Origin of the sequence: Streptomyces sp. NPDC051214, assembly GCF_040682375.1 — a bacterium.
Classification (GTDB): Bacteria; Actinomycetota; Actinomycetes; order Streptomycetales; family Streptomycetaceae; genus Streptomyces.
Genome location: NZ_JBFBAT010000012.1, coordinates 54,176 through 74,834 on the forward strand (window position 1 = coordinate 54,176; position 20,659 = coordinate 74,834).

The window sequence follows — 20,659 nt, forward strand, 5'->3', positions numbered from 1 at the left end:
CCACCTCGAAACCTGAGACCTCCACGGAACCCGGGTGACTGGTTCCAAGCCCCGAGAATCCCGATCAACCACTGCGTTCAAGGAGACCACCATGGTGCAGGACAGCACCGAGCGGAAGTTCACCTCCCTGTTCACCTGGTTCGACCGCACCGGGGACGGCTACCTCACCCGCAACGACTTCCAGCAGATCGGCGAGGTATTCGCCGCGGTAGCCCCGGACGAAAGCAACAAGAACGCGCTGCGCGATGCATTCATGCTCTGGTGGGACGTCATGGGCGAAGCCGGCGCACTGGACACTCAAGGCCGCATCGGGCGCCAACAGTTCATCACCGCCATGCGCTCCCACGTCGCCGCCGATGCCAAGACCGTCGAACGTCTGGTGATGCCCATCATCGACGCCCTCATGCGCGCCCTGGACACCGACAAGAGCGGCATGCTCACCGCTGATGAGTACGTGCGCATGTACGACGCCCTCGGTATCGACCCATCCACGTCAGGCGCAGCCTTCCAGCGCCTGGACCGCAACGGCAGCGGCACCATCACCCACGACGAGTTCCGTACCGCCATTGAGGAGTTCTACCTCAGCACCGACACCGAGGCACCCGGCAACTGGCTGCTCGGATCGCCACTGCCACGTGGCTGATCGGTCCCGATGCAACGCCATACCCCGCCCGTCAGTTCACAAATGAGTTCGCAACAGGGGGCGTGCTGTGCACCGTACGGCGAGGAGGTAGGCAGGGGCGGTGAAGAGCAGCCCTGCCAGCCAGCCCAGGTCGAGGCCGCCCAGGGCCGCGGCGGCCGGCCCCGTGTACATCGTCTGCGCCATGAACGGGACCTCCATGGCGATGCCGAGCAGATACACGCTCAGGGCGGGGGTGTTGACGCGCCCGTAGCGACCGCCGTCCGGGGCGAAGAAGTCGGCCACGGCGTACTCGCCCCGGCGCACCAGGTAGAAGTCGATGAGGTTGATGACGGTCCACGGGACGAGGAGGTACTGGAGCACCGCGAGGAAGTTGACGTAGCTGTTCAGGAAGTCGTCGGCGAAGGCCGCGGCCAGCAGCACGGAGAGCGCGCCCACCCCGGCCCCCAGCATGGCCCGCCCCAGACGCCCCGGCAGCCACCCGGTCGCGAAGGTCTGTACGGCGGTGACCGTGCACAGCACGGCACCGTAGAGGTTCATGGAGTTGGTCAACATCGTGATCAGCGCGAAGGACCAGAGAGTGAGCTGGGCAAGCGGCGCGCCGAGTAACTGCGACTGAGCCGCGGGCGGTTCCGTGCCGGGGGCCGCCAGTCCGATCGTGACGCCGATGACCATGGGCAGCAGGCTGCCCAGGACATTGCCCGCATACGTGCACCACAGCGTCGAGCGGATGCTCGCGGCGGATGCGGGCATGTAGCGCGAGTAGTCCGAGACGTACGGGGCGGAGGAAATTTGCCACAGCGCGCCCACCGACATGGTGGCGAGGAATCCGCTCAGGCTGAAGCCGCCCCGCTCCAGGAAGCCTTCCGGCAGCCCGGTGGTCAGTAGCCATACCATCCCGGTGAGCTGGATCGCGCCGAAGGCCCAGGCGTAGAAGGCGCCGACCAGATGCAGCAGCCGGTAGCCGACAAACGCGAGAAGGAAGCTGACCACGGCGCCGACCACGATCCCGCCGCTCAGTGGTAACGCGGGCACGACCTCGCGCAGCGACTGGGCACCTACGACGAGATTCGAGGCGAAGAACCCCTGGTACATCAGGATCACCGCGAGGATGACGGCCAGTGCACCCACCGTCCCGAACTGGCCCCGGCTCTGGATCATTTGCGGCACCCCCAGCCGGGGGCCCTGTGCCGAGTGCAGTGCCATCAGGAACCCGGCGCCCAGGTGGCCGGTCATCAGCGCAGCCAGGCTCCACCAGAACGAGAGGCCAAAGACTGAAGGGGCGAGGGCACCGGTGACCACGGTCAGCGGGCCAAGGTTCCCCGCGAACCAAAGGGTGAACAGGCTCCGGGTACGGCCGTAGCGCTCATCCTCCGGCACCACATCGACAGTACGCCGCTCGATGATCTCCCCGACGGGGACGGGAAAAGTGGACGCGAGTCCCTTACCCGGTGCAGCACAGGAGGCACCAGCGGTCTCCTGGTCTTCGGCAGACGGCTCGGTCATGACACGGACGCCCCTTCCCGAGCTAGCCGATGCACATTCCAACAACACGCCGACAGACCGTCAACAGCACCGGCACGAGAACAGGACTGCGGAATTCGTTCCGCAGACAACGGCGCTAAATGTGGCGTGTCTCTCTCTTGCAGGGGGTGCGGCAGGGACCATGCCGCCTTCCCCTACCGCACGCCAATTCCGTTGAGTCCACCCGGAGTTCATAGATGGGCCGGTCGGCGGGGGGAGCGTAGAACCGATCACGGCTGCACGCTAGCGGTGTTCGGGTGCACGCGGCAGCCGAGGAGTAGGGCGCGATGCGGTGCCGTCCCCCTCGGCTTGTGTCCTGCACCTGCACGCCGCCGTAGGCCGTGCCTTGCGGGAGCGGGCCCGGTCGGCCGTCAGATCCGCGCGGTGGACGGACCGGCCGACCGGGCTGTGCCACCACGTCGCCGAGGCTGGCCAGGGCGGAGGCGGGCGCGGTGGCCAGGCCGGTGAGCACCCGTGGTGCCCGGCGCTACTCGGCAGGAGCAGCGGGGGACATGGGAACGTGCCGACGCCTGCGACCCACTGCGAGGGTGGCGAGGGCAGCTACCGCGAAGGAGAGCAGGGAAGCGCTCATCCATGGTTGGACGGTGAGGCCCACGGTGTTTTGTAGCCAGGCCCAGAAGTCGGACCAGCCGGCGATGTTCGTGGGGGCGATCAGTTGGTAGGTGGCGAAGCCGAGGGTCCAGGGCACCAGCATGACCCAGCGGGTGGGGGCCTGTTCGGAGACGTCCCAGGTGCGGTGGCCGCCGAGGACGAAGAAGTCCACCACGAGGACGGCGAACATCGGGATGAAGACCGCGCCGATCAGGTAGAGGAAGCTGGCGTAGCTGTCCATGTTCACCAGGAGTGCCAGGGCGGTGGCCAGGGTGCCGCTGATCAGGCACAGGATGCGGCGGTCCGCCCGGGGGAGCAGGTTCTGGGCGGACACGGCGGTGGAGTAGACGTTGGCGAAGGACTGGTCGACCTCGCGCAGCACCAGGACACCGAAGCAGATCACGCCGACGCTGGTGGCGGTGAAGGGGTCGAAGACCTTGTACGGGTCGGTGCTGTCGAACGCGATCACCGCGAGGGCGGCCACGCCGAGGACAGAGCCCGCGACGCCGGCAAGGGTCTGGCCGATGACCAGGCCGCCGAACGCCGCCTTCTCGCTGCGGGAGTGCCGCGAGTAGTCGGCGACCAACGGCAGCCAGGAGATCGACACGGCGATCACGCTGTCGGCGGCGAACCAGAAGTCCTTCCAGGAGCCGCCCTCCATCGGGATGCCCCGGCCGGCCAGGTCCCAGCCCAGGTAGGCGATGGCCAGGACGACGGCGATGGTGACGTAGCGGCGGATGATGCGCAGGGCGCCCAGCGGGCGCAGCGTGAGCGCGGTCGTCACCGCGCCCGCGATGAGCACGTACAGCCAGCCGGGGCCCGGTTCGCCGAAGGCCTGGCGGGCCAGGATCTTCAAGCCGGTGGAGATGACCACCAGCTCGAAGACGGCCCAGCCGACCATCTGCAGCACGTTGAGGACGGTGGGCAGGTAGGACGCCTTCGCGCCGAACAGGCCGCGCAGCAGCACCATCGAGGGCGCGCCGGTGCGGGCCCCGGTGATGGCGGCGAGGCCCAGGGCGAGGGTGCCCATGAGGGTGCCGACGACGGAGGCGGTGACGGCGGCGGCGAACGACAAGGTCGGACTGCCGGTGCCCAGCGGGTCGAGGACGACCAGCATGCCGCTGAAGCCGAGCAGGCTGACGCCCAGGTTGGCCCAGAAGGCGCCTTGGTCCAGGCCGCTGAGGACCTTGGGGGTGGGCTGGTCGAGGGTGAGTGGCGCCTCGTCGGCCGGGACCTGTTCCGGTGTCGGGGTGGCGGGTTCGCTGGTGATCGTCACTTGGCGGGCTCCGAAGCCTGGGCGGGAGCGGCGCCGAATGGCCAGGACTCCACGCGCCAGGCGGCGTCCCAGAACATCCATTCCCAGGTGGACGCGGTAGTGAAGGCCGTACGCATCCGTGCGCGGGTGGCCGGGTCGGCTTGGTCCGCGAGCCGGTTGACGATCTGGCGGGCGTGTTCGGTGGCGGCCTCGAACTCCTCGTCGGCGTACGTGCCGATCCAGTCGCCGTACGGGTGGGCCGCGAGGTCGCCGGCCTGCTCCAGCAGCGCGCGGCCCACCTCGGCGTAGATCCAGAAGCAGGGCAGGACCGCGGCAGCCAGCTCCGCATAGCCCTGGGTGTGGGCCACGGAAAGCAGGTAGGAGGTGTATCCGGTGCAGGTGGGGGAGGGGGTCCAGGCATCGACGTCGACGACGTTGCTCTCGTGCAGGGAGCTTTCGACGACGACGGCGTCGTGCGCGGACTTCGCGAAGAACGCGATGTCCTGCGGTCGGTCCGCCTTCGCGGCGGCGCTGGCCAGCGCGCGGGCGTAGCCGCGCAGGTAGTGGGCGTCCTGGGCCAGGTAGTAGACGAACTTCTCCCGGTCCAAGGTGCCGTCGCCGAGGCCGGTGACGAACGGCAGCTTGTCGATGGCCGAACGTATGTCGGTCGTGGCCGTCCACAGCTCGTCGCAGAACGTTGTGGTCATGGTGCTCAGCTCCAGTACTGGTGGAAGTGGTGGACGGGACCGTGGCCGTGGCCGACGTGCAGGGTGTCGGCTGCCCGCAGGGCCCCGGTCAGGTACTTCTTGGCGGCGCGGACTGCGGTTGGCCAGTCGTCGCGCTGCGGGCGGAGGGCGGCGATCGCGGCGGAGAGGGTGCAGCCGGTGCCATGGGTGTTGCGCGTGTTCACGCGCGGCGCGGACAGCTCGGTGACGCTGGTGCCACGAGCACCTGTGGCGTCAGTGGCTTCGACGAGGATGTCGACGGATTCGGCGTCGTGCGTGTGGTGGCCGCCCTTGAGGAGGACGCGCTTGGCGCCGGTCCTGACGAGTGCCCGAGCCTGTTCGACGGCGTCGGTGCGGTTCTGCGCGGCGGCGATGCCGAGGAGGTCGCCGGCCTCGGGGAGGTTGGGGGTGATGAGATCGGCGAGCGGCAGGAGACGGTCGCGCAGCACCGTCACCGCGTCGGCCTCCAGAAGGCGATGACCGCTGGTCGAGACCATGACGGGGTCGAGGACCACGTACCGAGGCCGGTGGCGCTCCAAAGCGTCCGCGACGGCCGCGGCGATGGCGGCGTCGGCCAGCATTCCGATCTTGACGGCGTCCACCGCGACATCGGCGAACAGCGTGTCGAGCTGCTCGGTGACGAACGCCGGAGGGATGGCATGGATTCCGGTGACGCCTTGAGTGTTCTGTGCGGTCAGGGCCGTCAGAACCGCTGTCCCGTACGCGCCGTTGGCGGAGAACGCCTTCAGATCGGCTTGGATCCCGGCGCCGCCGGAGGGGTCGCTGGCGGCGATGGTGAGAGCGATGGGCGGGCTGGTCATGCGGGGACCTCCGGTCGCAGGATGCGGATGAGGGAACGGGCTGCGGTTTCCGGGTCGGGCTGTCCGCAGACGGCGCTGACGACAGCGATCCCGGCCGCCCCACTTGCCCTGATCGCGGCGGCCTCGGATACGCCGATCCCGCCGATGGCCACGCACGGCAGCGGGCTCTGGCGGACGATCCGGGCCAGACCGTCCAGACCCAGCGGTGTATCGGCGTCCGGCTTGGTGGACTGCTCGAAGACCGGACCGACACCGAGGTGGTCGACGGCATCCGGTACGTGCGCCAGCTGCTCGGGACGGCTGACGGACAGGCCGACGTAGGCATGGGGACCGAGCTGTCGCCGGGCGATGGTGGGGGAGACGTCCCGCTGCCCCAGGTGGACGCCGTCCGCGGCCAACCAGACCGCGACATCCAGGCGATCATTGACGATCAACGGGACGCCGGTGCCGACGAGTTCGGCCTGGATCGCCCGGCCGAGCGCGAACAGCGTGCGGGCATCCGCATCCGGATCGCGCAACTGCACAGCAGTGACCCCACCCCTGACGGCGGCTGCCACGGTGGCCGCAACACCACGGTCACGGCAGAGCCGGGTGTCGGTGACGAGGTAGAGGGACAGGTCAAGTGGGGGTCGCATGGGTTGCTCCTTGGGGTCTCCCGGCCGGGAAGGCCGTGGGAAACGCATCGGGAGGTGCAGGGAAGAGGAGGGTTCTGACGTGCAGAAACGTTGGGATGCTGACGACGGTGGGGTCCGTGTCGGCGAGGGCTGGCCGACTTGGTGCCGGGGATCGCCCTCAGGTCGGGCGGGCGCTGTCCAGCGGCTGGCGGCCAGGCCGACCGCTCACCGCGGAAGCCCGCAACACCCGCAACCTCAACGCAGGTTGAGAGCCTCGGCGAGCTGATCCGGGCTGAGCTCGTACAGCGCGTCGATCAGTGCGACCGCGAACGTGCCGGGTCCCGCCGAGCGGCTGGCGGCGATTTCCCCGGCCACGGTGAGCAGGCCCGTCGCGGCGGTGGCGGCCAGCAGCGCGTCGTCGGTGACGGCTGTGCAGGCGGCCACCAAGGCGCCCAGTGAGCAGCCGGTCCCCGTCACCAGGGGCAGCAGCGGGTCCCCATTGGCCACCCGCACCACGCGCGTCCCGTCGGTGAGGACGTCCTCCGGACCGCTCACGGCGACCGTGCAGCCGTAGCGCCGGGCCAGCGCGCCGGCCGCGGCCAGCGCTGCCACGGGGGCGTCCGTGCTGTCCACGCCGCGCCCGCCCGTGCCGCCGCCGTCCAGTGCCAGGATCTCGGAAGGATTGCCGCGAATCACCGCTGGAGGTGCGCTCTCCAGGAGTTCGTGGGCGAGCTCGGTGCGCCAGGGCAGCGGACCGACTGCCACCGGGTCGAGCACCCACGGGCGCCCGGCCGCGGCCGCTTCCTTGACCGCGACGCGCATGGCCTGCGCCGTCACGGACGTCACCGTCCCCAGGTTGACCAGGACACCCCCGGCCACACGTGCCAGTGCTCCGGCCTCCTCCGCGCTGTGCACCATCGCGGGGGCGGCTCCCGCCGCGAGCAGCACGTTCGCGGTGAACTGCGACACCACGACGTTGGTCAGGCAGTGGACAAGAGGTGCGGAGGCCCGCACGGACGTGATCACGTCCGCCACGGCAGCACGGGAGACGGCAGGGCCGTCTTGGGCAGGTACGGAGGCAGCATCCATCGTCAACACTCTTCCTACGCCGGCATTACCCGGTCCAGGTTCATGCGGTCGGCGGAAAGGGGATCAAGTCCCGTCCGCCCTCTCAGCCCGGCTACTCCCGAGCTCCCGCGGTGGTCACTAGGCAATGTACCTCCCTTGGGAACGTGAGTTCACCCTCGGGACACCTCAGGGCGCGACACAGGTCAGTCAGAGGAATTCAACTGGGGATTTATCTGGCCAATAGGGGCTAGTGCCGATGCAACCGCGCTGACCTGCGTGGTCGGGCCTGCCGGTCCGGTGGTCGGGGTGGTGCCGGGGGGGCGTGGTCGGTGTCTACCACCACCGCGGCCGCCGCCGCGGCCGCCTTCAAAGCGCATCACGTCGCTGCTCATCGGTCGTCGGGCCCAGGGGCGTGGCTGACACTTGCTCATCTTCTGCGCGGTGGCGTGCAGTTCACGGCCATGACCGACCATCGAGAGGTGCCGGATGGATACGGGGTGATTCGCGTCGGGGTGCAGGCTGCGGGCCGGTCGGCCCACACCTCTTGCGAGGTGAATGGCGTTCACCTACATTGGTGAACGCCATTCACCTCCGAGGGGGTCCTGCTGTGCCCGCTGAATCGCATCCGTCGACGGCTCCGGCCGCGGACCGGGCGGTCATGGCCGTGCTGGCGGCCGGTGGCATCGTCACCACGCTGGTGCAGACCGCGGTCGTGCCGCTGCTGCCGCAGCTGCCCCGGCTGACCGGTGCGGCCCCGGTCGATGTCGGGTGGGTGGTCACGATCACGCTGCTGACCGGTGCGGTCGCCACGCCGCTGCTGGGGCGGGCCGGGGACATGTACGGCAAGCGGCGGATGCTGCTGCTCGCACTGGGGGCGCTCGCCGCCGGATCGCTGGTGTGTGCGTTCGCCTCCACGCTTCCGTGGCTGCTGGCGGGGCGGGCGCTGCAGGGTGTGGGTGCGGCGGTGGTGCCGCTGGCGATCAGTTTCCTGCGGGATGTGCTGCCGCCGCAGCGGACGGGTTCGGCGGTGGCGCTGATGAGTTCGACGGTGGGCATCGGTGCGGCGCTCGGGCTGCCGCTGGCCGCGCTGCTGGTGCAGTACGCGGACTGGCATGCGATGTTCTGGGCCGTGACCGTGCTCACGACGGGAGTGCTCGCCCTGGCCTGGCGGCTGCTGCGGGAGGAGCCGGTCCGGTCGCCGGGGCGTTTCGACCTGCCGGGGGCGTTCGGGCTGAGTACGGGTCTTGTGCTCTTGTTGCTGGCGCTGTCCAAGGCGGGGGAGTGGGGCTGGGGCAGTGGGCGGACGCTGGGCCTGGCGGGGGCGGCGCTGCTGATCCTGACCGGTTGGACCGTGCATCAGCGCCGTGCGCCGCGGCCGTTGGTGGACGTGCGGCTGGCGACGCGTCCGGCAGTGCTGCTGCCGCACCTTGCCGCGCTGCTGGCCGGGTTCGCCTTCTATGCCAACTCCCTGGTCACCGCGCAACTGGTCCAGGCGCCTCGAGCCACCGGGTACGGGCTGGGGCTTTCGATGGTGGCGGCGGGCGCCTGTCTGCTGCCCAGCGGTGTGATCATGGTGCTGTGCGCCTCACTGTCCGCTCGCATGTCCGCCGCCCGCGGGGCCAAGGCCACCCTCGCCCTGGGCACGGTGGTCATCGCGGCCGGCTACGGTCTGCGCTTTGTCGACAGTCGGCAGCTGTGGGCGGTCATCGCGGGCGCGGCCGTGGTCTCGGTCGGCACCGCGCTCGCCTACTCCGCACTGCCCATGCTGATCATGCGGGCGGTGCCGCTGGAGCAGACCGCCGCAGCGAACGGCCTCAACGTCCTCATGCGCACCATCGGGCAGGCCCTGTGCAGTGCGGTGGTGGCCACCGTGCTGGCCCAGCACACCCGGCTGTTCACCGACCCGGCGGGCGCGGCCGTGTCGGCGCCGACCCTGGACGGGTACCGCACGGCCTTCGTCGCAGCGGGTGCCGTCGCGCTGCTTGCCTGTACGGCGGCCTGCCTCATCCCGCGCCCGCCGCGGCCCCCGCTGTCCCCCCTCCAGGAGACTGAACCAGATGCCCGACCCGAACTCCCCCTCCCCTCGCAGCTCCCGCCCGCGGACGACCTCCAAAAAGCAACCGACACCAGCGCCGACGGCCGGCTCAGACCCGGGCCAGGCGGCACGACCGCGTGACGCCGACGCGCGCCGCGCGGACATCCTCGCCGCGGCCCGCCGGGCCTTCGCACGCCACGCCTACGCCGACACCACCATCGCCGCCATCGCCGCCGACGCAGGCGTCAGCCCGGCGCTGGTGATGAAGTACTACGGCACCAAAGAGCACCTGTTCACCCGGGTCTTCACCTTCGACGCCGACGCCTCCGCCCTCTTCGACGCCCCCCTGGACCGCCTCGCCCGGCACATGGTCCTGCACCTGCTGGCCACCCAGCGCGGCCAGACCCGCGACCCGATCCTGCGCATCGCCTTCTCCCGCCACCACTTGGAACTCGGCGGGCAGGCACGGGCCAACTTCCGCACCCAGGTCATCGACGCCCTCGCCGCCCGCCTCCCCGGACCGGGCGCCCCGCTGCGGGCGGAGATGGCCATCGGCGTACTGCTCGGCCTCGGCGCCCTCTACGCCACCGTCCAGGCCGACCAGCTCACCCGACTCGACCCCGAGGAGGTCGCCGACCTCTATGTCCCGCTGCTGCAACCCCTGCTCCGCGGCGACTCCCCGGCCCTCGCATCCGAATAGAGCTCATCCTGCCAACGGCGAGCGTCAGCACGGAACTTCACAACATTGGAGGCTCTTATGGCCAAGGGCTACTGGGTCAGCGTCTACCGCACCATCTCCGACCCCGAAAAGCTGGCCGCCTACAACAAGCTGGCCGGTCCGGCCGTCCGGGCCGCGGGCGGACGGGTCCTCGCCCGTGGCGGCCGGACCGTCGCCCACGATGCCGGTATCGCCGAACGCACGGTCCTGATCGAGTTCGACAGCTTCGAGAGGGCCGTCGCCGCACGCGAGAGCGAGGCCTACCAGAAGGCGCTGGCCGCCCTCTCCGACGCCGTGGAACGCGACTTTCGCATCATCGAAGGCCTCGACTGACCTAAGGGGGACGCTCGTTGTGCCGGAGCCGCCGCGGTCGAAGGGGGCACGCAGGACCAGGTGTGTGGAGCGCACGGCTCTGCACCTCCTTCCGCCCGACGCGCGGTATCGGATGCATGCCTGTTCCAGCAGAGGCAGGCTGGACTCATGACGAGCGATCCGATGGTGGTGCGTCCGCCGCTGGGTACCGGCGGACGGCGCGTAACAGTCCGGGGGCCGATCCTGGGTCCTGTGCACTCCGATGCCGACGTGCTCGAGTTCCTGCGTCGCGCCGGCCTGCCGGACGCGGCGGGGCTGCTCGACGATCCGGCGTGGGTGCAAGGGCGTGGCAGACGCGCCTACCACCACGAGGCTGCGTAGCGGGCTGTGGAGTACCCCATTGCTGTCGCGCTCGCCGAGGCGGTCGCCGCGCTGCCCGTCGGCTCTGGTTGGTGGTACGAACCGAAGTTTGACGGTGACCGCGGTGTTGTGTGGAGGCGCGATACCGTCCGCATCCAGACCCGGGCTGGTCGTGATGCCACCGAGCAGTGGTACGACATCGCCGCTGCCGCCATGGACCTCCCGCCCGACACCGTGCTCGACGGCGAGCTCGTCATCTGGCGGGACGGTCGCCTCGATTTCGCGGCCGTGCGGTCCCGCGCCTCCGCGCGCGGCCGACGGCTTGCCGACCTGATCCAGCGGCGGCCGGCCACCTTCGCGGCTTTCGACTGCCTCATGCTGCACGGGCGGGACCTTCGAGGCAGGCCGTATCTCGACCGTCGGGCCGCACTACTGGAAGTCTTGGAATCGCTCGGGCCGCCGCTGCAGGCCGTGCCCGCCACCGACGATGTCGACGTGGCGCACGTTTGGTACGAGACGCTTCCCGCGCAAGGCATCGAGGGGATCGTGGCCAAAGCGGAGACCAGCACATACCGGCCGACGAGAGCCTGGAAGAAGATCCGAAACAGGATGAATTGCAGTTGATGCAACAGTTCGTCGCTTTCCCCTGTCTCGTTTCCGCTGGTCAGCGGTCGCTTGTGGCGGAGGGCGGCTACGTCGAAGGCGGCTGACCGGCCGGGGCACACATAGACGCAACATTGATGCGTTTGGTACAACAAGCGGCATGGTCGCTGAGGCACCCGGTTCGGTGCGTCTCGTGCTGGCGCCGAACGTTGTCCACTTGGACCCGGAGCCGGCGGTCTTTTCTGCGATGCGGGAGGGGTGGGCCCGGCAGCAGGCTGCCCGCTTCCTCCAGCCGACAACGATCCAGCCCCGACTGCGTTTGATTGAGCGGTTCGGGCAGTTCACCGGCCTGTACCCCTGGCAGTGGTCTCCCGCTGACGGCGAGGCGTTCATCGTGCACCTTCGTAGCGGGGCCACGCCGGTCCAGCTGTCAACTGCTAGGGCTTACGAGGTGATCATTGCTCTGTTCATGGAGTTCCTGCTCGACCGACGATACGGGTGGGCGGAGATCTGCCTGACCAGGTTCGGCCACGCGCCGCAGGAGGTCTTCCACGAGGGCAACTCTGTTCTGCACTCGGTGGAGTACGAGGGTGATCCGCGGCGCCGGCCTCTGAACTACGACGAAGTGCAGGCGCTGTTCGACGCAGCCGATGCCCGTCCGGGCAGGATCCGCGGACAGGGACGCAAGGGCGTTCTGACCGCCCTTCGTGACGCCGCTGTACTGAAAACGATCTATGCCTTCGGCACGCGGCGCACCGAGTCCTCGCAAGTGGACCTGGTGGACTTGAGGCGTCACCGCAAGGCGCCGCAGTTCGGGCAGTTCGGCAGCGTGGCTGTTCGGTACGGGAAGTCCTCCAAGGGCGCGCCGCCGAAGCGCCGTTCGGTGCTGCTGGTCCCGGAGATGGACTGGGTGGTCGACGTCCTGAGTGAGTGGGTGAGCGACGTGCGCCCGCGGCTGTCGCCGGAGCGGCATCCTGCGTTGTGGGTGACCGAACGGGTAGGCCGCCTGTCCCCGCGGTCGATCAACGAGGCGTTCGTGACGGCCCGTAGGGACGCCGGTTTGGATGAGGATCTCGACCTGCACTGCCTGCGGCACAGCTACATCACGCACCTGACGGAGTTCGGCTATCCCGCCCGCTTCGTCCAGGAGCAGGTCGGACACAGCCACGCCTCGACGACGGCCGTCTACATGGGCGTCTCGGACGAGTACCGCAACCGGTTGCTGGAGACTTCCCTGAAACGGCAGCTGGGCGACGACTGGGATCTCGAATGATCAAGAAGATGAGCTACGAGTGGCAGCTGCGCACCACGATGGCCGAGCACGGGATGTTCCAGACCTCGGACCTGGTGCCGCTGCTGGCCGAACGGGGCGTGACCTTGTCGCGTGAGCAGGTCTACCGCCTGGTGACGCAGCCGCCGCAGCGGATGAGCATGGACACCCTGGTCGCGCTGTGCGACATCTTCGCGTGCACGCCGAACGACCTCATCAAGCCGGTCGTGGCGAACGCGCAGGTGAAGAAGACCGCAGACGGCGACGCGGAGCCGCTTCCACTGAAGGAACGACGCACTACGATCCGGCGGCCAGGCCAGCCGTGAGGGACCGCCTCTCACCAGACCAGGTGCGGCTGCGCGCCGAACTCGACGCCGCCCGGGGGCAGATCGTGACCCTGCTGAGATCGGCGGTCGGCGATTCCCTGGCCCCCGAGCAGGCGCAGGAGATGGTCGAGGAGGTCCGGGCCTGGAACGGTCCGAACGCGTTCCGTCTCCTGCGCTACCTGTCCGGCCGCCCCGATGCGCTGCGCACCCCGGATCCCGACTGCCCGCTGTCTGCGGCCCGCCTCCTGCTGTTGCTGACCGCCGCCGGATTCGGCGACCGGGTCACCCCCGCCGCATGCGCGGCCTGCGGAAGAACCGACCAGATCCCCAGCCGCACGAGCCCCGAAGGACGGGTGTGCGAGCCCTGCGCGGTACAGCGCAGCGCGAAGCCGTGCGCTCGCTGCGGAACGGTGAAGAGGCTCACCTGCCGCCGACCGGAGGGCACCATCTGCAAACCGTGCCGGAACAAGGAACCGGACGCCCGCAAGGAGTGCGGGATCTGCCACCGGATGATGGTCCCGCACCGGCAGCTGCCCGACGGCACCTGTCTCTGCCAGACCTGCGCCCCGCGCACATTGCGGGCGTGCTGCCGCTGCGGGCGTGAGCGCCGAGTCGCCTCCCTGACACCTGACGGACCGCTATGCGGCGGCTGTTACTCCAGCCCTCCGCGGCTGTGCGGCATCTGCGGGCAAATCGCACCGATCAACACTCGCGCCACCGCGACCAACCCGGACACCTGCTACAAGTGCGCCAAGGGCGGCCACGAGGACACCTGCAGCCGATGCGGGAAGTTCGGCCGCGGCCAGCGTCTCGACTACGGGCGCGGCGCATTCACCTGCGCCTCCTGCGCTCCGGGCGAGGTCCGCAAGCTCGAACCCCGCCCGTGCAGTTTGTGTGCGCGCACCCGGGCCGTCGGGATCTTCTGGCCGATGGGACCGGTCTGCGCTCCCTGCTACGCCAAAGCCCGCTCGACGCCAGCACCCTGTGCTGCCTGCCACCGACCGCGCATCCTGATCGGTCGGACCGCCGGCGGAGATCTCCAGTGTCGGACGTGCGCACTACCCGACGGCCCTCCCCAACGGTGCGCCGACTGCGGCGAACCCGCCGACCTCCTGCCTGGCCGCCGCTGCCCGCGCTGCACCCTTACCGCCCGTGTGAGCGACCTGCTCAGCGGTGGGGCAGCGGCCATTCCCGGACCTCTCGAACCCCTCGCCCACGTGTTGACCGGCGCCACCAACCCCTATCCGGTCCTGGCCTGGCTGCGCCGCAGCACCGCCGCGCACCTGCTCGGCCGCCTGGCCCGGCAGCCCGACCACCTCGATCACGAAGCCCTGGACGCCTTGCCCCAGCGGCACGCCACCGCCTACGTGCGCGGCCTGCTGGTCACCGCTGGAATCCTCCCGCAGCGCGACGAGAACCTCGCGCTCCTCACCAACTGGGCCGCCCGGACGCTGGCCGGCCTGCCGCCCCACCACGCCACGCCGATACGCCCGTTCGCCGAGTGGCATATCATCCGCGACGCCCGCCGCCGCTCGGCCCGCGGCCGCTACAGCTACGCCGCCCACAAGGGCGACTGCGCCAACATCCGCGCTGCGATCAAGTTCCTGGCCTGGCTCGATACTCAGCACCTCACCTTGGCCGATCTTGGGCAGTCGGCCCTGGACACTTGGGCGGCAGGCAATCCCACGCTCCGGGCCCGCTCCATCCCCTTCCTCCACTGGGCAACCGCGCGGCGCCTGACCACCACTGGTCTGACGATCGAGCACCCGCCCAGCCAGTTTCCTGGCCATTTCCAGGTTGAGGAGGTTCACCAGGCCGAACTACGCCGCTGTCTGGGCGACGCCTCGCTCCCGCTGGACGTTCGCATCGCCGGAGCCCTGGTTCGTCTCTACGCCCTCCCGCTGACGCGGATCGTCGAACTCACAGCCGACAAGATCCACCACGCTGACGGTCACACCTACCTGACCGTCAGCCGCCACCCCGTTGTGCTCCCGCCCAAGCTCGCCCGCCTCATCGAGGAGCAGCTCGAGCGCGATGCGTCACCTCCCAGAGGCGCGGACGCAACCCGGTACCTCCTGCCGGGACATAACCCAGGCCGAATGCGTAACCCGGCTGGCCTGTCCGAAAGACTGACCCGCTACGGCCTGCCAGTCAGGGCCGCACGCAACAGCGCCATGATGGAAGCGCTCGCCGACCTGCCCCCAATGGTGATCTCCGACCTCTTCGGCATCGACCCGAAGACAGCGGAGCGCTGGGCCGCCTTCGCCGGGCGACGCTGGTCGGACTACGTCACCATCCGGTGAACTGCTCAGTCCGGCGGACCCTGCCCTGCGTTGACCGTGCTATCACCGGCGGGCGTGACATAGCGGAGCAGAGCTGGCTGCAGCACCGCGAGCAGGAGGCAGGCGAGTGCCATCACGCTCCACAGCCCGGTCGGCCCGGCGTGCTCGAGCAGTTGCGTCCCCATCACCGGCGCTGCGATCCCCGCGATGCCCCAGCTGGTGCCGTAGACGGCCAGGTAGCGTCCCTTGGCGCCCGCCGGGGCGAGCCCGGCGACCACCGCGTACACGCGGCCCACCAGGAGGAGGTCGCCCGTACTCCACACCACGGTCGCCACCAAGCATCCGGCCAGATCGTGAGCGAGTGCGTACCCGCCCAACCCCACTGACAGCAGCAAATACCCGGCGACGAAGGCAACGGGCGCCGAGAGCGCGTCCAGACGCACCCGGCGCATCAGTGGTTGGCCTGCACAGATGGTGAGTGCGGAGGCCGTAAACAGCAGACCGGCGTCGGCGGGCTGTAGTCCTTGATGGTCCATGGCCAGCGGCAGCGTGATCATGATCTGGAGGTAGATCACGGCGAACAGTGTCCCTGTCGCAAGCAGGAGCAGCAGGGCAGGATCGCGCCACGGGGTAATCGCGGCCGGCTGCTCTGGGGCGGCACGCCGGGGGGTGCGGTGGTCAGCGGGCAGGACCAGGTGCACGGTCAGTGCGCAGAGCAAGCACGTGAGGGCATCCGCAACAAAGAGCCAGCGCAGATCCCAGCGGCCCAGACCCGCCGCGAGGAGCCCGGCGCCCATGCCCGCCGCAGCCAGGGCCGCGTTCAATAGGCCATAGGCGCGCACCTGTTCACCGGGTGCCACCACGTCGGCGATCATCGCCTGGCTGGGTGGCTCGTAGAGCTCGAAGACTAGGCCCAGCAGAAACGCGCAACAGATAACCAGTGGCAGGCTGTCCGCCGCGGCGAGTCCCAGCTGCGCCATCGCGCAGCCGCTCAGGCCCGCCACGATGGTGCGGCGCCGGCCGATCCGGTCGGCCAGGCGCCCACCGACCAGGCGGGAGGGGATCGTGGCAACGCCGAAAGCGGCGCTGACGCTACCGGCGAGAGCGGGGCTGGCCCCGAATCCTGTAGTGAGGAGCACGGTGAGGAAGGACATCGAAAACGCGCCGAGCCGGTTGACCGCCCGTGCCACGATCAGCAGTCGTACCGCGCGCGGCAACCGCCCGCTGCCCTGCATGCAGCCCCCTCATTCGTGACCGACGAATCAGATATCGTCGGTGACGCCTGGGACGCTAGGCCCGAAGGGAGTGACCAGTCAAGTGATGTTCGATGGTCACGTGCTGACGCTGCTCGATGCAGCTGTCTCGCTCGTGAATGCACTGACCGACGGCGAGCGGCAGGGCCGCCCCTACACCGCCCCGCATGGCGACCGACTCCCCGAAGCCGTCCACGAGGCACTGCCCCTCTCAGACGCCCGTGACGCCGCCATTGACCCGGATCACGCGGCCTACCTCGCGCGCACGGCACAGCAGTTGAGGGAGGTGTTCGACGCCGTCGACACAGGCCGGACCGACAACGCGGCAGAGCTCGTCAACGGCTTGCTGCGCACCACCGGGGCCCGCCCGCAACTCGACCACGTTGACGGCGAACCTTGGCAAGTCCACTTCCACGGCACCACGGACACCCTCGCCTTGGGATGGAGCGCCGGATGCGCGACCGCGCTGGCCCTGGCCATCGGCAGCAACCTCGCCGGTCGCCTCGGTGTCTGCACGGCACCGCACTGCGACCGCGTCTACGTCGACAACTCCCGCAACGCCGTCCGCCACTTCTGCTCCAACGCGTGCCGCAACCGCGTCAAAGCCGCAGCCTTCCGCGCCCGCAACAACCCACAAAGCTGAGTCACACCGGTCCGAGTCCGGGCCTCGACTCAGTGCGCTGACCTGCCGGTGGCACGGGCTAACCGCCCCGAATTGTGCACGGAACGAATACCGACGCTTCGCCAGTGGCACAGCGAGACCGTGGACGCCGACGTCATCGGCTACGTGGGCCCGGACGGGCGTCCGCACCGCGTGGCCGTGCAACTGGCCGACGGGCGGCGGATGCTGTCGCAGGCCCTGACTGCGCCGATCGCTGCGGAGGTGGCGCGGCTGGTGTCGGACTCCGGCCCCGGGCGAAGAGCGCTCACGGATGGCGGGGAGCCCTTCACGACGACAGGCCGCGGCCTGGTGGCGGAGGTCGAGGCGGGTACGACGCGGCACGCGACGGTCGCGGTGGTGCGGCTCCGCTGACCGGGGTGCCGACGTAGCTCCGTGCGGCTGATCAGCGGCGGGGCCGAGGGGTGGGCCCGCGTCGGGTGGCGTGGATGGAACCGAGCAGGTTGAGGGACTGGGCACTGGGGCTGCCTGGTTCGGCGTGGTAGATGACGAGCTGCTGGCCGGGGGCGTCGCGTACGTCGAACGCCTGGTAGGTGAGGGTGAGGGCGCCGACGTCCGGGTGGAGGAGGTGTTTGGCGTCCTGGGTCTTTCCACGCACGGTGTGCGCGTTCCAGAGACGGTTGAAGTCCGCGCTGCCTTCGCCGAGGGTGCGGACGAGTTCGCGCAGCCGTGGGTTGTCGGGGTCGAATCCGGTTGCCTCGCGGAGGTTGGCGACGGTGGCCTGTGCTGCCCGGTCCCAGTCCGTGTAGAAGGTGCGGCCTGCGGGGTCGAGGAAGGTCATGCGGGCCAAGTTGTCCGCCGGATCGAACGGGGCGTAGAGGGCCTCGGCCTGGGCGTTGGCGGCGAGGAGATCCAGGGTGCGGTTCATGACGAACGCTGGAGTGTTCGGGTAGCCGTCCATCAGCTGGCGCAGCGCCGGGCTCACCTGCTCGGTGGCATGGGCGGAGGGCCGGCCGTTCGGTGTGGCCCCGGCCAGCCGGTACACGTGCGCACGGGCGTCCGTGTCGAGGTGCAGTGCACGGCTGAGTGCGTCGATCACCTGGGGTGAGGGGTTGCGCTCGCGGCCTTGTTCCAGGCGGGTGTAGTAGTCGGCGTTGACTCCGGCCAGGACGGCGACCTCTTCGCGGCGCAGTCCTGCGACTCTGCGGGGCCCGTAGCTCGCCATGCCGACGGCCTCCGGCCGCAGGGCGGCGCGGCGTGCGCGCAGGAAGTCTCCCAGGTGGTTGTCGTCCATGCGTTCAGGCTAGGCGAGGGCTCGGTGCGCTGCCTGGGTGTGTCATGCCCAGGCAGCACGCGTCCTGGTTGATGGCCGGTGGCCTGCCCAGACTCGGTGGAGCGGGAAGAACACACCGTTCGAGGAGAGGAGTGGGCCATGGCCCAGGCCGTTGAGGGAGACCAGGTCGACGTGGTCGGGATGTGGGTGACTGCGGATGGCCACATCCGGCAGGAGCTGCTGCCGGATGGACGGTACGACGAAGCCCGCGGTCGGCGGGCCAGCGCGTACACCGGCCGGTACACGGTGGTCGGCAGCCACCTGGACTACGTCGATGACACCGGCTTCACCGCCACGGGCGACATCCGGGACGGAGTGCTCTACCACGAGCACCTCGTGCTCTACCGAGAGCCGAAGCGGTCGTAGAGAGGGCCGGGGGCCCGTGACCGCCCCTGATATCGGGGACTGCGCCGTCGAAGGACCAGGAAGTCCCGACCCAACAGTGAGTCAGCCACTCAACACCGACGAGAATCAAGGACCACATCCATGACAGGGCAACGACTTGATGGCAAGGTCGCGCTGATAACGGGCGCGACCGGCGGCCTCGGCGCAGCGACCGCCGAGCTCTTCGCCAGTGAAGGCGCCCGGCTGGTGATCACCGATGTCGCCGAAGGCCCCCTGCGGGAGCTGTCCCGCAGGATCGAGGAACGTGGTGCGGAGGTGGTCGCTGCCCGCCTCGATGTCTCCTCCGCGCGGGAGTGGGACGAAGTGATCACCGTCGTAAGCGACCGGTTCGGAACGCTGGACGTGCTGGTGAACCTCGCCGGCATCGTGGACTGGCCGGGTATCGAGGACACGCGGGAAGAGGCGTGGGACCGCGTCATCGACGTGAACCAGAAAGGCACATGGCTCGGCATGAGAGCGGCGATGCCGCTCCTTCGTGCGAGCGGCAACGCGTCGGTGATCAATACGTCGTCCGTGCTCGGCCTGGTGGGAAGCGGTGCCGCTGCGGCCTACCAGGCGTCCAAGGGAGCCGTGCGCCTGTTGAGCAAGACCGCCGCGGTCGAGTACGCCCAGCAGGGAGTACGGGTCAACTCGATACACCCAGGGGTGATCGCCACACCCATGATCCAAGACCTCCTGGACGACCAAGGCGACCAGCAGCCGGACATCCAACGCACCCCCATGCTCCGAGCCGGCCGCGCCGACGAGGTCGCCCCCGCGATCCTCTTCCTGGCCTGCGACGACTCCTCGTTCGTCACCGGCGCGGAGCTGGTGATCGACGGCGGACTCACAGCGCACTGAACAACCCAGCCGTACGACATCCACGCGGCGTGCCGCGAATGCGTCAACGACGCGGCCCACCCGGCCCGCATACCGCACCAGTGCACAGCACTTCAGGTGCTGCCCTGCACCGGCGCGCCTGCACTCACCCAACCATCTTCAGGAACCGCACCATGACACCTGACACCCCGTCCGCCACACCATCGCAATCCACCGAGTTCGCCGGAAAGATCGCCCTGGTCACGGGAGCCGCGCGAGGCGTGGGCCGAGAGACCGTGGCCCTCCTCCACGCCCGCGGCGCCCGGGTCGTCGCCCTCGACCTGCGCCCCGACGTCACGAACCTCGCGGAGGAGTTTCCCGGCGTCGTCGCGACCAGCGGTGACATCACCCTGGAAGAGACGGCCCACCGCGCAGTGGCCACGGCCCTGGACGCCTTCGGCGGACTGGACATCCTCGTGAATAATGCCGGGCGCACCCAGAACAAGCCCGTCACCGACACCACGGCCGAGGACTGGGACGCCGTGATGGCGGTCAACGCCCGGGGCTCCTTCTTCTGCGCCCGTGAGGCATTCCGGGCCATGAAGAGCCGCGGCGGCGGCACCATCGTCAGCACCGGCTCGTACGCCTCCACCGTCGCCCTGCCCGAAGGCGTCGCCTACAGTGCGTCGAAGGGCGCTCTGGCCCAACTGACCAAGGTGCTCGCCGTCGAGGGCGGCCCGCTGGGCATCCGCGCCAACCTCGTGGCCGCGGGCGTCATCGAGACGGACTTCCTCGACACCATCCGCCCCGACAGCCGCGCCTACCTGGCGTCTTTCGCCGCCGCGCAGCCGTTGGGACGTGTGGCGCAGCCCGAGGAGATCGCCGAGGTCTTGTGCTTCCTCGCTTCGCCCCGCTCCAGTTTCGTCACGGGAGCCGTCGTCGCCGCTGACGGCGGTTTCACCGCGATCTAGGCTGGGACCGCGTAGGTACGCCGCGTTGGCACCGACGGCAAGGAGGTCCTGCGGCCCACCACACCTTCGATCACCTCGCACCGCTGCCGACCGTCTCACGGGTCCGCCAGGCGTC

General features: G+C 69.6%; 22 protein-coding genes and 1 riboswitch. Of the genes, 14 read left to right on the forward strand and 8 right to left on the reverse strand.

The features are described 5' to 3' along the window. Positions 1-34 precede the first annotated feature (34 nt). Positions 35-643, forward strand: a complete 609-nt coding sequence (locus AB0M70_RS29260; protein ID WP_365824422.1) for an EF-hand domain-containing protein — start codon at positions 35-37, stop codon at positions 641-643. A gap of 36 nt (positions 644-679) precedes the next feature. Here the strand turns inward: AB0M70_RS29260 and AB0M70_RS29265 are convergent, their stop codons facing one another. From AB0M70_RS29265 to thiM, 6 genes are all read right to left on the reverse strand, one after another. After that, a complete protein-coding gene (locus AB0M70_RS29265; RefSeq protein WP_365824424.1) occupies positions 680-2,146 on the reverse strand; it encodes a cytosine permease in 1,467 nt (488 codons plus the stop codon). A 505-nt stretch (positions 2,147-2,651) separates the two neighbouring features. Then, entirely contained in the window at positions 2,652-4,052 is a 1,401-nt protein-coding gene (locus AB0M70_RS29270; RefSeq protein WP_365824426.1) for a cytosine permease, read from the reverse strand. Continuing rightward, the gene (gene tenA / locus AB0M70_RS29275) at positions 4,049-4,738 is read right to left on the reverse strand and encodes a thiaminase II (protein ID WP_365824428.1); all 690 of its coding nucleotides are present in this window, start codon (positions 4,736-4,738) and stop codon (positions 4,049-4,051) included. The genes AB0M70_RS29270 and tenA overlap by 4 nt, the downstream gene beginning before the upstream one ends. 5 nt (positions 4,739-4,743) lie before the next feature. Continuing rightward, positions 4,744-5,577, reverse strand: a complete 834-nt coding sequence (gene thiD / locus AB0M70_RS29280) for a bifunctional hydroxymethylpyrimidine kinase/phosphomethylpyrimidine kinase (protein WP_365824430.1) — start codon at positions 5,575-5,577, stop codon at positions 4,744-4,746. Next, on the reverse strand, positions 5,574-6,212 hold the full coding sequence (thiE, locus tag AB0M70_RS29285; RefSeq protein ID WP_365824433.1) for a thiamine phosphate synthase: 639 nt from the start codon (positions 6,210-6,212) through the stop codon (positions 5,574-5,576). The genes thiD and thiE overlap by 4 nt, the downstream gene beginning before the upstream one ends. Positions 6,213-6,446: 234 nt before the next feature. After that, positions 6,447-7,226, reverse strand: coding sequence for a hydroxyethylthiazole kinase (gene thiM / locus AB0M70_RS29290; RefSeq protein WP_365824435.1), 780 nt, complete (start codon positions 7,224-7,226; stop codon positions 6,447-6,449). Between the two features lie 47 nt (positions 7,227-7,273). After that, positions 7,274-7,399, reverse strand: a riboswitch (TPP riboswitch). A gap of 518 nt (positions 7,400-7,917) precedes the next feature. Between thiM and AB0M70_RS29295 the strand changes: the two genes are divergently transcribed. The 8 genes from AB0M70_RS29295 (at position 7,918) to AB0M70_RS29330 (ending at position 15,186) form a co-directional block, all read left to right on the forward strand. Continuing rightward, positions 7,918-9,435: an MFS transporter gene (locus AB0M70_RS29295; protein WP_365824806.1), complete on the forward strand. Its 1,518-nt coding sequence runs from the start codon at positions 7,918-7,920 to the stop codon at positions 9,433-9,435. Next, positions 9,317-9,994 carry a TetR family transcriptional regulator gene (locus AB0M70_RS29300; RefSeq protein WP_365824437.1) on the forward strand — a complete coding sequence of 226 codons (678 nt, stop codon included), beginning with the start codon at positions 9,317-9,319 and terminating at the stop codon, positions 9,992-9,994. The genes AB0M70_RS29295 and AB0M70_RS29300 overlap by 119 nt, the downstream gene beginning before the upstream one ends. A 57-nt stretch (positions 9,995-10,051) precedes the next feature. Next, on the forward strand, positions 10,052-10,345 hold the full coding sequence (locus tag AB0M70_RS29305) for a DUF1330 domain-containing protein (RefSeq protein ID WP_365824439.1): 294 nt from the start codon (positions 10,052-10,054) through the stop codon (positions 10,343-10,345). Positions 10,346-10,492: 147 nt separating this feature from the next. Next, positions 10,493-10,705, forward strand: a complete 213-nt coding sequence (locus tag AB0M70_RS29310; protein WP_365824441.1) for a hypothetical protein — start codon at positions 10,493-10,495, stop codon at positions 10,703-10,705. 6 nt (positions 10,706-10,711) lie between these two features. Then, positions 10,712-11,308, forward strand: a complete 597-nt coding sequence (locus AB0M70_RS29315) for an ATP-dependent DNA ligase (protein ID WP_365824443.1) — start codon at positions 10,712-10,714, stop codon at positions 11,306-11,308. Positions 11,309-11,447: 139 nt separating this feature from the next. Beyond that, entirely contained in the window at positions 11,448-12,560 is a 1,113-nt protein-coding gene (locus AB0M70_RS29320; protein WP_365824445.1) for a tyrosine-type recombinase/integrase, read from the forward strand. Further along, positions 12,557-12,883 (forward strand): helix-turn-helix transcriptional regulator, encoded by a 327-nt coding sequence (locus AB0M70_RS29325; protein ID WP_365824447.1) that lies wholly within the window; start codon positions 12,557-12,559, stop codon positions 12,881-12,883. Before AB0M70_RS29320 ends, AB0M70_RS29325 begins: the two co-directional genes overlap by 4 nt. A 1,154-nt stretch (positions 12,884-14,037) precedes the next feature. Beyond that, the gene (locus tag AB0M70_RS29330; protein ID WP_365824449.1) at positions 14,038-15,186 is read left to right on the forward strand and encodes a hypothetical protein; all 1,149 of its coding nucleotides are present in this window, start codon (positions 14,038-14,040) and stop codon (positions 15,184-15,186) included. A gap of 5 nt (positions 15,187-15,191) precedes the next feature. Here the strand turns inward: AB0M70_RS29330 and AB0M70_RS29335 are convergent, their stop codons facing one another. Further along, on the reverse strand, positions 15,192-16,400 hold the full coding sequence (locus AB0M70_RS29335; protein WP_365824451.1) for an MFS transporter: 1,209 nt from the start codon (positions 16,398-16,400) through the stop codon (positions 15,192-15,194). A gap of 100 nt (positions 16,401-16,500) precedes the next feature. Between AB0M70_RS29335 and AB0M70_RS29340 the strand changes: the two genes are divergently transcribed. After that, entirely contained in the window at positions 16,501-17,061 is a 561-nt protein-coding gene (locus tag AB0M70_RS29340; protein WP_365824453.1) for a CGNR zinc finger domain-containing protein, read from the forward strand. Between the two features lie 120 nt (positions 17,062-17,181). Next, the gene (locus tag AB0M70_RS29345; protein WP_365824455.1) at positions 17,182-17,451 is read left to right on the forward strand and encodes a hypothetical protein; all 270 of its coding nucleotides are present in this window, start codon (positions 17,182-17,184) and stop codon (positions 17,449-17,451) included. Positions 17,452-17,482: 31 nt separating this feature from the next. On the opposite strand, the gene AB0M70_RS29350 is transcribed toward AB0M70_RS29345, so the two are convergent. Further along, entirely contained in the window at positions 17,483-18,331 is an 849-nt protein-coding gene (locus tag AB0M70_RS29350; RefSeq protein ID WP_365824457.1) for a helix-turn-helix transcriptional regulator, read from the reverse strand. A 138-nt stretch (positions 18,332-18,469) separates the two neighbouring features. Here AB0M70_RS29350 and AB0M70_RS29355 point away from each other — a divergent pair, with 138 nt between their 5' ends. The 3 genes from AB0M70_RS29355 to AB0M70_RS29365 all read left to right on the forward strand — a co-directional run bounded on the left by AB0M70_RS29355 (position 18,470) and on the right by AB0M70_RS29365 (position 20,544). After that, positions 18,470-18,736 carry an Atu4866 domain-containing protein gene (locus AB0M70_RS29355; protein WP_365824459.1) on the forward strand — a complete coding sequence of 89 codons (267 nt, stop codon included), beginning with the start codon at positions 18,470-18,472 and terminating at the stop codon, positions 18,734-18,736. A 120-nt stretch (positions 18,737-18,856) separates the two neighbouring features. Then, positions 18,857-19,615 (forward strand): glucose 1-dehydrogenase, encoded by a 759-nt coding sequence (locus tag AB0M70_RS29360; protein WP_365824461.1) that lies wholly within the window; start codon positions 18,857-18,859, stop codon positions 19,613-19,615. A 152-nt stretch (positions 19,616-19,767) separates the two neighbouring features. After that, entirely contained in the window at positions 19,768-20,544 is a 777-nt protein-coding gene (locus AB0M70_RS29365) for an SDR family oxidoreductase (protein ID WP_365824463.1), read from the forward strand. Positions 20,545-20,659: the final 115 nt, after the last annotated feature.

What these genes read in the sequence shown, in the direction of transcription:
- AB0M70_RS29265 (WP_365824424.1), bottom strand. Translation starts at nt 2,146, where the DNA reads ATGACCGAGCCGTCTGCCGAAGACCAGGAGACCGCTGGTGCCTCCTGT.
- tenA (WP_365824428.1), bottom strand. Translation starts at nt 4,738, where the DNA reads ATGACCACAACGTTCTGCGACGAGCTGTGGACGGCCACGACCGACATA.
- thiD (WP_365824430.1), bottom strand. Translation starts at nt 5,577, where the DNA reads ATGACCAGCCCGCCCATCGCTCTCACCATCGCCGCCAGCGACCCCTCC.
- thiE (WP_365824433.1), bottom strand. Translation starts at nt 6,212, where the DNA reads ATGCGACCCCCACTTGACCTGTCCCTCTACCTCGTCACCGACACCCGG.
- AB0M70_RS29295 (WP_365824806.1), top strand. Translation starts at nt 7,918, where the DNA reads ATGGCCGTGCTGGCGGCCGGTGGCATCGTCACCACGCTGGTGCAGACC.
- AB0M70_RS29300 (WP_365824437.1), top strand. Translation starts at nt 9,317, where the DNA reads ATGCCCGACCCGAACTCCCCCTCCCCTCGCAGCTCCCGCCCGCGGACG.
- AB0M70_RS29305 (WP_365824439.1), top strand. Translation starts at nt 10,052, where the DNA reads ATGGCCAAGGGCTACTGGGTCAGCGTCTACCGCACCATCTCCGACCCC.
- AB0M70_RS29310 (WP_365824441.1), top strand. Translation starts at nt 10,493, where the DNA reads ATGACGAGCGATCCGATGGTGGTGCGTCCGCCGCTGGGTACCGGCGGA.
- AB0M70_RS29320 (WP_365824445.1), top strand. Translation starts at nt 11,448, where the DNA reads ATGGTCGCTGAGGCACCCGGTTCGGTGCGTCTCGTGCTGGCGCCGAAC.
- AB0M70_RS29325 (WP_365824447.1), top strand. Translation starts at nt 12,557, where the DNA reads ATGATCAAGAAGATGAGCTACGAGTGGCAGCTGCGCACCACGATGGCC.
- AB0M70_RS29335 (WP_365824451.1), bottom strand. Translation starts at nt 16,400, where the DNA reads ATGCAGGGCAGCGGGCGGTTGCCGCGCGCGGTACGACTGCTGATCGTG.
- AB0M70_RS29350 (WP_365824457.1), bottom strand. Translation starts at nt 18,331, where the DNA reads ATGGACGACAACCACCTGGGAGACTTCCTGCGCGCACGCCGCGCCGCC.
- AB0M70_RS29355 (WP_365824459.1), top strand. Translation starts at nt 18,470, where the DNA reads ATGGCCCAGGCCGTTGAGGGAGACCAGGTCGACGTGGTCGGGATGTGG.
- AB0M70_RS29360 (WP_365824461.1), top strand. Translation starts at nt 18,857, where the DNA reads ATGACAGGGCAACGACTTGATGGCAAGGTCGCGCTGATAACGGGCGCG.
- AB0M70_RS29365 (WP_365824463.1), top strand. Translation starts at nt 19,768, where the DNA reads ATGACACCTGACACCCCGTCCGCCACACCATCGCAATCCACCGAGTTC.